Origin of the sequence: Pseudofrankia coriaricola, assembly GCF_001854805.1 — a bacterium.
Classification (GTDB): Bacteria; Actinomycetota; Actinomycetes; order Frankiales; family Frankiaceae; genus Pseudofrankia.
On the sequence record NZ_MBLO01000013.1, the window covers coordinates 1 to 13,837 of the forward strand.

Annotated in this window: 11 protein-coding genes and 1 pseudogene; 9 read left to right on the forward strand and 3 right to left on the reverse strand. The window is 72.0% G+C overall.

The annotated features are described in order from the left end of the window. Together BCD48_RS03120 and BCD48_RS03125 are read right to left on the reverse strand one after the other, a co-directional pair. Positions 1-1,331 (reverse strand): annotated as a pseudogene (locus tag BCD48_RS03120) (hypothetical protein); the annotation flags it as partial. A gap of 134 nt (positions 1,332-1,465) precedes the next feature. After that, positions 1,466-2,365: an SMP-30/gluconolactonase/LRE family protein gene (locus tag BCD48_RS03125; protein ID WP_198543053.1), complete on the reverse strand. Its 900-nt coding sequence runs from the start codon at positions 2,363-2,365 to the stop codon at positions 1,466-1,468. A gap of 572 nt (positions 2,366-2,937) precedes the next feature. Here BCD48_RS03125 and BCD48_RS03130 point away from each other — a divergent pair. From BCD48_RS03130 to BCD48_RS03160, 7 genes are all read left to right on the forward strand, one after another. Next, entirely contained in the window at positions 2,938-5,271 is a 2,334-nt protein-coding gene (locus BCD48_RS03130; protein WP_241841477.1) for a GH92 family glycosyl hydrolase, read from the forward strand. A gap of 80 nt (positions 5,272-5,351) precedes the next feature. Beyond that, entirely contained in the window at positions 5,352-6,035 is a 684-nt protein-coding gene (locus BCD48_RS03135) for an SACE_7040 family transcriptional regulator (protein WP_198543054.1), read from the forward strand. Positions 6,036-7,030: 995 nt separating this feature from the next. Continuing rightward, entirely contained in the window at positions 7,031-7,366 is a 336-nt protein-coding gene (locus BCD48_RS52875; RefSeq protein ID WP_071046710.1) for a hypothetical protein, read from the forward strand. After that, a complete protein-coding gene (locus tag BCD48_RS03145) occupies positions 7,363-8,589 on the forward strand; it encodes an NAD(P) transhydrogenase subunit alpha (RefSeq protein ID WP_071046711.1) in 1,227 nt (408 codons plus the stop codon). The genes BCD48_RS52875 and BCD48_RS03145 overlap by 4 nt, the downstream gene beginning before the upstream one ends. Before the next feature lie 5 nt (positions 8,590-8,594). Beyond that, complete coding sequence (locus BCD48_RS03150) at positions 8,595-8,999, forward strand: NAD(P) transhydrogenase subunit alpha part 2 (RefSeq protein WP_071046712.1); 405 nt, start codon at positions 8,595-8,597, stop codon at positions 8,997-8,999. After that, complete coding sequence (locus BCD48_RS03155) at positions 8,996-10,387, forward strand: NAD(P)(+) transhydrogenase (Re/Si-specific) subunit beta (RefSeq protein ID WP_071046713.1); 1,392 nt, start codon at positions 8,996-8,998, stop codon at positions 10,385-10,387. Before BCD48_RS03150 ends, BCD48_RS03155 begins: the two co-directional genes overlap by 4 nt. A 138-nt stretch (positions 10,388-10,525) precedes the next feature. Then, the gene (locus tag BCD48_RS03160) at positions 10,526-10,828 is read left to right on the forward strand and encodes a hypothetical protein (RefSeq protein WP_131803745.1); all 303 of its coding nucleotides are present in this window, start codon (positions 10,526-10,528) and stop codon (positions 10,826-10,828) included. Positions 10,829-10,889: 61 nt separating this feature from the next. Here the strand turns inward: BCD48_RS03160 and BCD48_RS03165 are convergent, their stop codons facing one another. Beyond that, complete coding sequence (locus BCD48_RS03165; protein ID WP_071046715.1) at positions 10,890-11,507, reverse strand: TetR/AcrR family transcriptional regulator; 618 nt, start codon at positions 11,505-11,507, stop codon at positions 10,890-10,892. A 67-nt stretch (positions 11,508-11,574) separates the two neighbouring features. Here BCD48_RS03165 and BCD48_RS03170 point away from each other — a divergent pair, with 67 nt between their 5' ends. Continuing rightward, on the forward strand, positions 11,575-13,092 hold the full coding sequence (locus BCD48_RS03170; RefSeq protein ID WP_083418097.1) for an MFS transporter: 1,518 nt from the start codon (positions 11,575-11,577) through the stop codon (positions 13,090-13,092). Next, positions 13,089-13,837, forward strand: a 749-nt coding sequence (locus BCD48_RS03175) for a GDSL-type esterase/lipase family protein (protein WP_071046716.1), incomplete at its 3' end; no start/stop codon positions are given. The genes BCD48_RS03170 and BCD48_RS03175, both read left to right, overlap by 4 nt.

Below are 13,837 nucleotides of genomic sequence, written 5' to 3' on the forward strand. Positions count from 1 at the left end.
GCAGGCGCAGGCGCAGGCGCAGGCGCAGGCGCAGGCGCAGGCGCAGGCGCAGGCGCAGGCGCAGGCGCAGGCGCAGGCGCAGGCGCAGGCGCAGGGGCGGAGACGGAGACGGAGACGGAGACGCGTGTGAACGCGGGGTCGTAGCGGACGGCGTCGAAGCCGACGCCGTCGTCCTCGATCTCGATGCGCACCCCGTCGCGCCAGCGCACGACGCTGACGCGCGCCGCGCCGACGCCGGCATGCCGGCGGATGTTGGTCAATGCCTCGCGCATCGCCGCGGCGAGCGCGTTCACCACCTCCGCGGGCAGGAGCTCGACCACGCCCTCGGCCGGCTCAGAGTCGCGCGGCCGCTTCGCCCGCCGCGGCCACCGCCGATCGTCGACCCGGGTGAAGCTCACCGTCACGTCCAGGCCGTCGTCGACAGCCTCCTCGGCGACCGCGCGCACCTGACGCTCCATCTCGGCGTCCGCCGAGTCGTCGGGCGCGTCGGCGGCACCGCCGGCGCTGGCGAGCAGCTGCTCCACCTGTGCGACGACGCGGCCGCAGCGCGCCCTGGCCCGCGCGAGCGCCACATCGGCCGAGGCGGCGCCGGTGGTCTCGACGCCACCGCCGGCACCACCGCCCACACCGGCGAGGCCGACACCGCCCAGGCCGACACCGCCCAGGCCGACACCGCCCAGGCCAATACCGGCGAGCATGTTCAGCACCGTGTCGTGTAGGAAACGCTCGCTCGTCCTCGCCGACCTCGCGCGCGCCCCGGCGACCAGCTCGGCGCCCGACCGCGCGCCGACCGCGTCCAGCCAGGCGTCCGCCCCCAGCGCCACCCGGCGTATCCGGACCACCCCCTGGCGCAACGCGAGCCCGATGAACAGCAGCAGCCCGGTGGAGGTGAGAACCTGCGGCCGGTGGTCATGGGCCGGGATGAAGTGGGCGCAGGCGAGGACCAGGATCACCACCAGCGAGAAGCGGGTGCGCAGCGCGCAGGCCGCGCTCAGCGCGGCGAACACGACGGTGAGACAGACCCACGAGCTGGGGTCACCGAGCGAGGCCGAGGCCACCGTCCACGGCGCCGTCAGCCCGACGGCGATCCCGACGGCGACATCGACAAGGACGAGTGCCCGCGGCAGCGCCCGCCGGGACGTGATCGCGATGTAGACCAGGCTCCAGGCCACCACGAGGGCGGGGCCGACCAGAGCGGCCGGATGCTGGCCGTACCAGTCACGCCACCAGATCCAGACGTAGACGATGGTGAACCCCACGACCAGGCCGCGCAGCACGGCCAGACCGCGGAAGAACACCGCGGAAAATGTGTCAAGAGCGCGGGCCGGCATTCGGCATTTCCCCCCACTGCCTGCAGAGCGGCGCAGTCCCGTGTCTTACTACGATGCCGCATCCACCGGGCGCGTGGGGTGTCCGCCACGGCGCTGTCGGTGCCGGCTCGTGTGCCGCCGCGGCCGGAGGCCCGCTACGCGGCGGGTATGTCGACGCGGCAGGTGAGCACGCGGGACTCCCGGGTCGCGCGGCGCTCGTCGTCCAGGAACGAGCGGGCGGTGCAGATGAACAGGGTGTGCCCGTCGGCGCCGCCCAGCGCGCAGGCGTACGCGGTCTCGACGCCCGTCGGCACCTCCTCGCGGACCTCGCCGCCCTCGCGCACCCGCAGCACCCGGTTGTGGAACGCGTCCGCGACCCAGATGGCACCCTCGGCGTCGGCGCAGATGCCGTCCGGGGCCGTGGGCCTGTCGTCGGCCGGCAGGCCGGGCGCCCGCAGCGCGCCGGAGCTGAGGTCGGCCCAGATCCGCTGGCCGACCAGAGCCCCGTCCCCGGCGATGTCGAACGCGGTCAGCCGGTTTTCGAAGGTCTCGGCGACCACGAGCGTCCGCCCGCCGCCGGCGGCGGGGAGGATGACCGAGCCGTTCGGGAACATCAGGTCCTTGGCCGCGACGCTGGTGGTGCCGTCCGGGTCGACGCGCACGAGCACGGTCGGACGGGGCGTCTCGCCGGCCATCAGGTCGAAACCGAAGTTCCCGGCATAGGCGCGGCCGTGCTCGTCGACCACCAGGTCGTTGAGGTGGCCGCCGCAGAACCCGGCCAGGTCGGCGTGCAGGGCGAGATCACCAGTCGGCTCCTGGCGCAGCAGGTGCCGGTCGAGCATCGAGACGACGAGCATCCGGCCGTCGGGCAGCCAGCCAAGCCCGGACGGCTGGCCCGGTACCTCGGCCACCACCTCGGCCGAGCCGCTGGCCGGGTCGACCGCGAGCACCTCGCCCAGGTAGAGGTCGGAAACCCACAGCCGGCCGGCATACCAGCGAGGGCCCTCCAGGAACGAACGGCCTTCGAGCAGCACCGAAACGTGGGTAGGGGTCACCCGGATCTCCATCCGTCGACGTGAGCGCAACGGCCCCGTCGCCAGCGTCGGCCGACGGATCCGACCCCACACCGTAACGGCCGCCGCCGTGGGGCTTCCGGTGCCCCTTCCGGGCCGAGGCTGACCGCCAGGCCGTACAGAGACGACACCGCCTACGCCTACAGCAGCACCGGCACCAGTCGAAAGAACTGCCCCGCCAACTGCGGCGGCGGCAACGAGTCGCCCCCGGATGGCGCCACGCCATCGGCTGTTTCGGCGAGGGCAGTCACCGGCAGTGGCCTCAACCAACCAGACCACCGCAGGAGGCAACAGTCATCCGCCCCGCCCCCGCGGCCGTAACGCAACGGCATTGCTCCTAGACGCGCTTGACTCTTATGTCTCGCCAGCCGATGATGAGATGTCCCAATATAGACTGAATATGGATATCTACGTTCGGAGCCGTTCTGCCACCGCCCAGCCGGACCCATAGACTTGGTGGCCGCCGTCATGCCGCACGTGTGCCGGCACCGCGAGTTGCTGCCGTCAGCCGCGTCTGGTTCCCAGTCCGAGCCGGCCGGGTTTCGGGTGTCGTTGTGCTGGTCGCATCGGTCGCGTTGGTTGGCCTGATCGTCGGCGTACTGCCGCGTGTCGTGGACCCCTCCCCGGCGCGCTCGACCACTGGCGATGACCCTGCCCGTCTGGTCGACCCCTTCGTAGGCACCGCCCCGCAGCACCCTGATGTCATCCCGGGCGACGGGGTGGGAGGGGCCTTCCCTGGAGCCTCCGCCCCTTTCGGAATGCTGCAGTGGAGCCCGGACACGAGCGGACGATCGGCTTCCGGGTCGGGCGGTTACCGGTATGCCGACTCGACGATCGACGGGTTCAGCCTCACCCACCTGCATGGCACGGCCTGTCCCGCGGCCCAGGATCTAGCCATCATGCCAACGGCCAGCTTGCCGACTCAGCCGCCGACCGGCGCGGTTGACGAGCCCTCGCCGTGGGCTGCCGGGTTCTCCCACCACGACGAGTCCGCGACGCCCGGCCGCTACCAGGTCCGGATCGCCCCCTCGGGCGGAGGCGGTATCGACGTGGATCTGGCGGCTGGCGCCCGTACGGCCATCGGCCGTTTCTCCTATCCGGCGGGCAGCGAGGCAATGCTGACCTTCGACGCCGGGCGCCGCGCCGACGGCGCCCAGCGAGCGGACGTGCGCGTCGACGCCGCCACCGGCGCGGTCACCGGGTCCGTCACCAGCCGCACGTTCTGCCGCCAGCCGGCCGTAAGCACCCTGTACTTCGTCGCCCAACCAGATCGTCCGCCGACAACGGTGGGTACCTGGTCAGCTGGACACTGGTCATCAGCGCGGGACGCATCCGACGTGGGCGGTGCTACCGCGACATCTCGTTCCGCCTCCGCTGGTGCCTGGCTGCGCCTACCGCTTGCCGCGGACAATTCGGTGACCCTGCGTGTGGCAGTGTCCTATGTCAGCGTCGAGGGCGCCCGTGCCAACCTGACGGCCGAGTATCCCGCCGCCGTCGACACGGTAGCCCAGGCCACCCGGGCGGAATGGAACCGTCGGCTATCCGCTGTACAGGTCGCGTCGGCACCATTGTCCGACCTGCGCACGTTGTATACAGCGCTTTATCACGTCATGCTCGGCCCGGTCACCGTCAGCGACACCGACGGCCGCTATGTCGGATGGGACGGCTCCGCGGGACAGGCCACCGGATGGGTCGCTCGCAGCGGGATCGCCGGCTGGGACGCCTACCGCAGCACATTCCCGCTGCTCGCGCTGCTCGCTCCCGACGTCGCCACCGACGCCGCACGGTCGCTGTTGGCCGCGGCGGCGCAGACCGGGTCAGTGCCCGGCTGGACCTTGGCGACCGGCGACGCCGGCATCATGCCGGGCGACGGCGGGACGGTTCTACTCGCTCAGGCCGTCGCGTTCGGGCTGCCGATCGACCCGGCGGCGGCGTTGACCGCCGCGCTGGACACGGCCGACCGACGTCCCTTCGCCGCGGAATACGCCCGGCTCGGGTTCGTACCCGCCCCACCCATCGGCCCGACGGACGCCGCGTCGATCACGCTCGAATACGCCCTCACCGACTTCGCCGTCGCCCAGCTGGCGTCCGCCGCCCAGCGGCCCGACCTCGCGGCCACCTTCACAACACGGTCAGCGCGCTGGCGTTCGGTCTGGGACCCGGACGCCGGGCTGCCGGCACCGCGTGATCCGGACGGCCGCTTCCACCAGGTCGAGCCGGTAACCATCCCGGGCTTCACCGAGGGCAACGCCGAGCAGTACGCGTGGCTGGTACCACAGGATCCCAGCGGTCTCGCCGGGGCCATGGGCGGCTGGCAGACAGCAACCCGCCGGCTCGAAACCTTCCTGAGCCGTGTCGACGACGGTCCGACCGGCGCGCACGCGGCGATGGGTAACCAACCCAGCCAGCTCGTCCCGTGGCTTGGCGACTCGTTCGGCGCTCCGGCCCTGACCGCCGCCACGTTGGACCGAGTCCGCCACACGCTGTACCGAGACAGCCCAGACGGCCTCCCCGGCAACGACGACACCGGCGGCCTGTCCGCCTGGTACGTACTCGCCTGGCTCGGGCTGGGCCCAGCCCAACCGGGCACCGACATGCTCGCCCTCGCCCCACCCGCCGCGACGTCAATCACTATCGCCCTCCCCAGCGGGCCGCTACATTTGCTCACTCCCGGAGCAGAGAACGCCGAAAGCCGCGTACCCGCCGGCCTGCGACGCGACGGCCACCCGATATCCGGACCCTGGATCCGATTCCAGGAGCTGACCCGAGGCACTGTTCTGGAATGGTCACTGTCCGACCAGCCAACGGCCTGGGGGACCGACAAACCATCGCCGCTCCCGCCCCCAGCGACCGATGCTGAACCCGGCGGCTCCTCCACTGCACGATAACGCGACAGGAGCAGGTGCCGGGCGCGGCCTGGTCTAACCAGCTGGGTCTGGTGGGCTCTCACGAGCGGTAATCTGCCTGCATGCCAGGGCGCACCACCACGACAGGCGCCGAGGCCACCTCCGCAGACGACAGCCCTCCGGGTGGCCCTGACGGCGCCGCGGCCGGGAGCGCCACGCCGCCGGCGTCCGCGACCGCGCCGGGGGCCCGGCGCGAGCAGCTACTGGCCGCCGCCGCGCGGCTGATGGCCGACCGGGGCTACCACGGCGTCAGCATCAACGACATCGGCGCGGCAGCCGGCGTCTCCGGCCCCGCGGTCTACAAGCACTTTCCAAGCAAGCAGGCGATCCTCACCGAGCTACTGGTCGGCATCAGCGAGCGGCTGCTGGCCGAGGGGACCGTCAGGGCCCAGGCGGCGAGCCCCGACGAGGCGCTGGACGCGCTGGTGCGCTGGCATGTGTCGTTCGCGCTCGGTTCCCCCGAGCTGATCCGCCTCCAGGACCGCGACCTCGCCAGCATGGACGAGACGGCGGCGCGGTCCGTCCGCCGCCTGCAGCGCCGGTATGTCGAGATCTGGGTGGCCCAGCTGCGGGCACGTGACCCGGGGATCGCCGAGGACGCGGCGCGCGCCGCCGTCCACGCCGCGTTCGGCCTGCTCAACTCGACTCCGTACAGCGCCACCGGCGGCGCCGCCCGCCTCGGCCGCGCCCGCATGGCCGACCTCCTGCACCGCCTGGGCATGGCCGCCCTGCACGCCGCCAGCTGAGCCGGACACCGCGGCTCGTTCAAGGAACAGATCCGGGTGCTCGCGCATGCGCTCGCGGCGGAAGGGCCCTTCCGCGCGGGCTCGGGCGCGTACCTGCCCAGTGCCGACGACCAGGGCGCCGCGGATCGGATACTTAATGCCGTTCGCCTGTGCCCGTAAATGTTAGTCGCGGCACATTCGGAGTTCCCTGGCCGAGGTATGACCCCGCCTGTTTGTTTCGGCAACCTTACCGGCCGTCTTCCGCGCGGTATCCGTCGAGGCCGCCCCGAAACGCCGGCGCGCTTCTCGTTGTGACGTTCACAACGCCACGGCACGCTGTCATGAGCCCGGGACGCGGCCGGCGCCGCGGTATGTACCCGCAGGTAACAGCCGTGGCGGCGGACCGTACCGAGCGGAGCGGCCACGCCACGCCGTCCAGCGGGCGCGACGTATTTCGGCACGCCCGGGACGCACCACATATGGCGCGCAGACACAAGTGATTGACCACGAACCGCCGCCTAGGTACCAACTTATTCCACCGTGTCACCGACGTCCGGAGGGACGCGCGGGTGAAGCACCCGCTCGCCCCTCCTTTGGCAGTGCCGCCGCTCGTCGGTGACGCGACGCGTCAAACACGCTGGTCATGTCCCCTGTCGGCAGTGCCGCCGAAGTGGTCGGGTAACCCGGCCATTGACATGGCCAGGTTTTCGCTGGCGGAGGTTCGCTGAGGTTGAAACCCCAGAGCCCGGCCCGCGCGCTCGCCTGACCAGACGACTCCTGACCAGACAGACCCATCGCCTGACCAGACAGACCGCCTGCCCAGACGACCCCCCTCGCCCAGAGATCCGCTCGCGCGGATCCCTGGGGACCCCGGGGCGGCCGGCCCGCCAACAGCGTTTCTTTCCCAGCCCGTTCGCGACGCCGGTCGCCGCGAACCAACCTCGCGTTCCCGCACTCGTTGTCCCAGCCCGGGACGCCGTCGTCGGCATCCCGAAACCACCAGTGGAGGTTCCCTCATGCACCGGACATCGACTCCGTCGGCGCCACGCGCCGCCGGGTCACCACAGCGGCGCACCGCATTGCCCCCATCCACCGGCGCCGAGGCCGGTGGGCTGGGTATCCAGGCCCTGTCCCCCGCCGCCGAAAGCACGATCAAGTCCTTCAGCGGTTTCTGCGCTCTCTCCGCCGGCATCGGCGAGGCCGCCACAAGCGGGGTGACCCGACAGGTGCGTCGCAGCTCCGGCCGCCTCGGTGGCGGCGGCGGACCTGCCACCTCGCGGACCTACCGGATCCCTGTCGCCGATCCGGCGGGAACTCCGTCGCCGGTCCGGAAGGGAACCCGGGCCCGATGAGGATCGGTGTGGCGCGCGAGACCGCGCCGGGCGAGCGGCGGGTCGCCCTCATCCCGCAGGAGATCGACGGCCTGCGCAAGGCCGGCCACGAGGTGGTCGTCGAGGCGGGCGCCGGCGAGGGCGCGGGCTTCCCCGACGCGGCCTACGCCGAGCGCGGCGCGGTCGTCGGCACGGCGATGGACGTGTTCGCCACCGACGTCACGGTGTTCGTCCGCGTCCCCGGCTCGGACCCCACGGCGGCGGGCGAACTCGCCGCCTGGCCGCGGCCGGGACAGGTGATCGTCGGCCTGGCCGACCCGCTGGGGACGCCGGCCGCCGCGGCCGCGCTCGCCGCCAGCGGCGTCACCACCTTCGCGCTGGAGCTGCTCCCCCGCATCACCCGGGCGCAGGCGATGGACGTGCTGAGCTCGCAGGCGACCCTCGCCGGCTACAAGGCGGCGCTGGTCGCCGCCGGCCGGCTGAACAAGATCCTGCCGATGATGACGACGGCCGCCGGCACGCTGCCACCGGCCCGGGCGCTGGTGATAGGCGCCGGGGTGGCAGGTCTGCAGGCGATCGCGACCTGCAAGCGGATCGGGGCGGTCGTCTCCGCCTATGACGTGCGCGCGGCCGCCGCCGAGCAGGCCGAGAGCGTCGGCGCGACGTTCGTCGACCTGGGACTGGAGACGGAGAGCGCCGAGACGGCCGGCGGCTATGCCAGCGCGCAGAGCGAGGACTTCCTCCGCCGCCAACGGGAGGCGCTCGGCAAGGTGGTCGCCGCCCAGGACATCGTGATCTCGACCGCGCAGGTGCAGGGTAGGCGCGCGCCCGTGATAGTGACGGCGGACATGGTGCGGGCGATGGCGCCCGGCTCCATCGTGGTCGACATCGCCGCCGCGCAGGGTGGCAACTGCGAGCTGTCGAAGCCCGACGAGGAGGTCGACGTCGGCGGGGTGACGGTGCTCGCCCCGACGAACCTGCCGGCGACCGTGCCCGCGCACGCCAGCCGGCTGTACGCGAAGAACCTCGCCAACTTCCTCCGGTTGCTCATCGTCGACGACGCGGTCCGCCTCGACCTGACGGACCCGATCATCGCCGACACGTTGATCACCCACGGTGGCGAGGTTGTCTCCCCCCGGGTGCGCGACCTGCTGGGCCTCGCGGCTCTCGATGCCACCACGGCGACAGACGCCGCCGACAGCGACCGCGAGACGGCCGCCGTTTCGACCACGGCTGGGGGTTGAGGTCGATGTCCACCGCGATCGAGAGCGGCCTGTACGTGTTCCTGCTGGCGAGCTTCGTCGGCTTCGAGGTGATCCGGCGGGTGCCACCGCTGTTCCACACCCCGCTGATGTCGCTGACCAACGCGGTTGCCGGCATCTCGCTGGTCGGCAGCCTGGTCATCGCCGGCTCCGACCATGGCGTCATGTCGACCATCCTCGGCACGATCGCCGTCACCGCGTCGACGATCAACGTGGTCGGCGGGTTCCTCATCACCGACCGGATGCTGAAGATGTTCCGCCCCCGCGGCGCGGCCGGTAAGGGCACGCCGGCCGGCGGGGCGGGCCCCAGTGCCGCCGACTGGCTGCGCGCCAGGTTCCGCAAGGACGCCGCCCCCGCCGCGACCGCGACCGCCCAGGAGACCGCCCGATGAACGACTACATCGTGCCTCTGTGCTACCTGGCCGCCGGTGGTCTGTTCATCGTCGGGCTGAAGGGCATCACGCAGCCGAAGACCGCTCGGCGCGGCCTACAAGCCGCCGAACTCGGCATGCTGTTCGCGATCATCGGCACGCTCGTCAACAAGGAGATCGTCGACTTCCGCTGGATCATCCTGGCGTTCGTCGTCGGGTCGGCCATCGGCGCGCTGATGGCGGTCTTCGTCCCAATGACGGCGATGCCGCAGCGGATCGCGCTCTCACACGCCTTCGGCGCACTCGCCGCCGGTCTCGTCGGCACGGCCGAGTACTACAACCACCAGCCCGAGATCGGGGCCTTCACGATGGCCGCGATCACGCTGGAGGTGCTGCTCGGTTTCCTCACCTTCACCGGCAGCCTGATGGCGTTCGGCAAGCTGCACGAGATCCTGCCCGGCCGCCCGCAGGTGTACCGCGGGCAGAACGTCGTGAACCTCGTCACGCTCGTCGTCGCCGTGGCTGCGGGCGTGTGGCTGGTCGTCGACCCATCGCGGACCTACCTGTTCCCGGTCGTCGCGGTGCTCGCGGCGGCGTTCGGCGTCATGCTGATCATCCCGATCGGCGGCGCGGACATGCCAACCGTCATCTCGCTGCTGAACTCCTACGCCGGCCTGTCGTCGGTGGCGATGGGTTTCGCGCTGGACAACAAGGCGCTCATCATCGCGGGCGCGCTCGACGGCTCGGCCGGTTTCCTGCTCTCGGTCATCATGTGCCGGGCGATGAACCGCTCGTTCACGAACGTGCTGTTCGGCGCGTTCGGCCAGGTGGACGCGTCCGCCGCGGCGAGTGGGGTGGTGGAGGAACGGCCGGTGCGCAGCGCCTCCACCGAGGAGGCGGCGATGCTGCTGGAGACGGCACGGTCGGTCATCATCGTGCCCGGCTATGGGCTCGCGGTGGCCCAGGCCCAGCACCGCATCCGCGAGCTGGCCGACGTGCTCGTCCGAAACGGCGCCCAGGTCCGGTTCGCCATCCACCCGGTCGCCGGCCGGATGCCCGGCCACATGAACGTGCTGCTCGCCGAGGCTGACGTGCCCTACGACCAGATCCTCGACATGGACGAGATCAACGCCGATTTCGCCCAGACCGACGTCGCTCTCGTCGTCGGCGCGAACGACGTGACGAACCCGGCCGCGAAGACGAACAAGGACAGCCCGATCTATGGCATGCCGATCCTCGACGTCGAAAGCGCAAGGACCGTCATGGTCGTCAAACGCGGCATGAAGGCCGGCTTCGCCGGCGTCGAGAACGAGCTCTACTACCAGGACAAGACCCTCATGATCTTCGGAGACGCCAAGAAGGTCGCCGAGGGGCTCGTCCACGACTTGGAGGCATCCGTGCACGCCTGAGCCGTGCACGCTCGCGCCACCGGGACCAGTCCAGGGAATGAGTGACTGGACTGCTCCCGGTGGTCACAAAACTGGACTGGTCCCGCCAGTCATCAGGACGACAGCGCGGCCCGCGAGCGCGACTTAGCCTGCGGCGTCATGGATTCCTCACGTTCAGGCGAGCCAGGCTCCCGCTCGCGCGCGCTCCGCTGGATACCGTCATCGCTGCTCATGGCGGGCGGCGGCGCCGGCGTCATTCTCGGACTCGTCATGGGATCGAGCTGGGGATGGGGCAGCAGCCACACCATCCACAGTCTGCTGTGGGGCACCATCGCCCTGTGCGCGGGAATATCGCGACTGCCACCGGTCCGCGACGCCGAGCAGGAAACGGAGCAGGCGGCGGGCGTCGACAAGCTCCGGCCTCAGGCGCCCGAGTCAACCCAAGCCGGCTCGGGCGCCTGAGGCGCTTGTCAGTCGGCGCCTCTGTCAGTCGGCGCCCCGAGTCACGTCTCGCGCCCCGTGGTCAGCTCGCCGTCGCTGGCGAGACGCCGAGGATGGCGTGCATGGTGCGCAGCGCCCAGGTGGGGGCCTGGGTCTCGCCGTGGAGCTGCCGGGCCGGGTTGATGCCGGCGGCCAGCGCCTCCAGGCCGAAGACGGCCTGGTCTGGGTCGAGGTCGGCGGCGAGCTCGCCGGCCGCGATGGCGGTCCTGATCTCAGCGGCGAGGGTGCGCCGCCAGCGGCCGGTGACAACGACCAGCGCGTCGTGCACCGGGCCGGTCCGGCCGTCCCACTCGAAGCTGGTCTCGGCTATGAAGCAGCCGCCCGCGAATCCGGGGGCCTCGGCGTAGCGCGTCCACGAGGCGCAGATCCCGAGGAGGCGTTCCAGGCCCGGCCGCAGGTGGCGCACCGGCTCCCAGACCCGTAGGCGGAAGAGATCCGCCGCATGGTCGAGAGTGGCGAGCTGAAGCTGCTCCTTGGAGCCGAAGTGGCCGATCACGCCCGACTTGCTCATCTCCAGATCGGCCGCGAGCCGACCGATCGTGAGTCCCTCCAGACCCTCGACCGACGCGATGTCGGCGGCGCGCCGCAGGATCGCCGCGCGGGTGTCGAGCGCGTCAGCGACGGAGCGGCGGCCAGACACCAGTCGAGCATACCGATCGACCGTTCGCTATTGAAGTACGAACGTTCGGTCGCTAAATTGCGGCATCATGAGCTCCCAGCCCCTGTCCTCCGCCGCTCCACCGTCCAGCCCGGCCACGGTCCTGTCGCCGGCCCCGGACGGGCTGACGCCGTCCGCGGCGGCGCCAGCCCGCTCAACCCGAACCGCGGTGTTGCTCGCCTGTGGTGGTTCGTTCCTCGCGTTCCTGGACGCGACGATCACCAACCTGGCGGTACCCGACCTCGCCCGCGACTTCGAGGTCGGCGTGACCTCGGTGTCCTGGGTGGTGACGCTCTACGCGCTGCCGTTCGCCGCGCTGCTCGCGCCCGCCGGACGGCTGGCCGACCTGTTCGGCCGCCGCCGGCTGTTCGTCGCCGGAGCGGCCCTGTTCACGGCCGCCTCACTGCTGGCCGTCGTCGCGCCGGTGTTCCCGGTTCTGCTCGCCGCCCGTGCCGTGCAGGGAGTCGGCGCGGCGCTGTTGATCCCCGCGTCGTTCGCGATCGTGCTCGCTGACACTCCGCCCGACCGCCGCGCCGCCGCCATCGGCCTGTGGAGCGCCTCGGCGGGGCTCGCGGCGGTCGCAGGCCCGGCGGTCGGCGGGATTCTGGTGGACGTCGCCAGTTGGCGGGTGCTGTTCTGCATCAACCTGCCGATCGGGCTGTGGCTGATCGAACGCGCCGTCCGCTACCAGCCCAGGGCCACGCCAACCGAAATCGGGGCCAGTACCGGAGCCGGGGCCGACACCGCGCGGCGCCGCGCGCCGGACGCCCTGGCCACCGTCCTGCTCGCCGGCGGCATCGGCGCGGTCGTCCTCAGCCTGACCGAGGCGCAGCGATGGGGTTGGGCAAGCCCGGCGACACTCGGGTTTCTGCTGGGGGGCGCCCTGAGCACGGTCGCGGCCGTCGGCCGGTCGGCGCGCCACCCGGCCCCGGCCATCGAGGTCGACCTGTGGCGCAGCCCGGGCTACGCGGTCGCCAACGTCATCTCCGCCCTGTTCGGGGCCGCGCTGTACGCCTCGCTGCTGCTCGGCGTGCTGTTCCTCGTGGAGGCCTGGCAGTACTCGGTGCTGACCGCCGGCCTCGCGATGACACCCGCGGCCGGCTGGGCGGCGCTCGTCGGTATCTCGATCGGCCGGTCCCGGCGGCAACCAGCGCCCTGGGTGCTGGTTGTCGTCGGCGGCGCCCTGATCGCCGCGACCTCGCTGGTGCTCGCGATCTGGCTTCCCGCCGACGCGCGCTTCCTCACTGTGTGGCTACCGGCCGGGCTGGGCCTCGGCGTCGGCATCGGCGCGGTCAGCGTAGGAGTGTCCAGCGCCGCGGCCCTGGCGGTGGAACCCCGGCGGTTCGCGGCGGCGGTGGGCCTCAACATCGCGGCCCGCCAGGTCGGCGGGGCGATCGGCGTGGCCGCGACCGCGCTCCTGCTCGATCGTCAGCCCGGCGATGGCATCGGCCCCTTCCAGGACGTCTACTGGATGATGGCGGCGCTGTGCGGCGCGGTCGCCGTCGTCGGCCTGCTGCTACGCCCTTCGCGGCGCCCGGGCCCGCTCACCCCGGAGGTCGGGCGGTGACCGTTCTGGACGACGCCCTGGAGCGGGCGGATCCCGACTGCCTGGCCCCCGCCGAGGAGGCCGAGCTGCTGCGCGGCGCGCCCTGGCAGCGGCTGGTGGTGCTGGGCGACAGCATCGCCGCCGGGGTGCGCGAGCCCCGCGCCGGCTACCGGGACCTGTGCTTCGCCGACCGGCTCGCGGCGGCGCTCGCCGACGAGAGGGGAGCACCGCGGGACCAGCTTCACCGCTCCCGCCAGGCGGATGAGTCAGATGAGTCAGGAGGCACCCACTATCTCAACCTCGGCGTGCCGTGGGCCTGCCTCACCGACGTCCGTGACGGCCAACTGCCCGCGGCGCTGCGGTTCGAGCCGGACCTCGCACTGATCGTCGCCGGCGGCAACGACACGCTGCGCCCTGGCTACGACCCCGACCAGGCCTGGCGCGAGCTGTTGGACATCGCCCTCCCGCTCGCCGACCGGGGCGCGCTGGTGGTGACCATCGGCCTGTTCGACCTCGCCCGCTCGGGGCTGGTCTCGCCGCGGACCGCGGCAACGATGGCCGGCCTGCTCGACCGGCTCGACACGATCACCGCCGCCGTCGCGGCCCAGGTGGGGGGCCTGCACGTCGACACCCATCACCACCCGCGCGCGGCCGACCCGGCCATCTTCGCCAGCGACCGCGTGCACGCGAACGCGGCCGGCCACGCCATCGCGTCGGCCGCGATCATCCGAGCGCTCGCGGCCCGCTGCCGGGGCGAGGCGCTGGA

What these genes read in the sequence shown, in the direction of transcription:
- BCD48_RS52875 (WP_071046710.1), top strand. Translation starts at nt 7,031, where the DNA reads ATGCACCGGACATCGACTCCGTCGGCGCCACGCGCCGCCGGGTCACCA.
- BCD48_RS03160 (WP_131803745.1), top strand. Translation starts at nt 10,526, where the DNA reads ATGGATTCCTCACGTTCAGGCGAGCCAGGCTCCCGCTCGCGCGCGCTC.
- BCD48_RS03155 (WP_071046713.1), top strand. Translation starts at nt 8,996, where the DNA reads ATGAACGACTACATCGTGCCTCTGTGCTACCTGGCCGCCGGTGGTCTG.
- BCD48_RS03135 (WP_198543054.1), top strand. Translation starts at nt 5,352, where the DNA reads ATGCCAGGGCGCACCACCACGACAGGCGCCGAGGCCACCTCCGCAGAC.
- BCD48_RS03170 (WP_083418097.1), top strand. Translation starts at nt 11,575, where the DNA reads ATGAGCTCCCAGCCCCTGTCCTCCGCCGCTCCACCGTCCAGCCCGGCC.
- BCD48_RS03145 (WP_071046711.1), top strand. Translation starts at nt 7,363, where the DNA reads ATGAGGATCGGTGTGGCGCGCGAGACCGCGCCGGGCGAGCGGCGGGTC.
- BCD48_RS03150 (WP_071046712.1), top strand. Translation starts at nt 8,595, where the DNA reads ATGTCCACCGCGATCGAGAGCGGCCTGTACGTGTTCCTGCTGGCGAGC.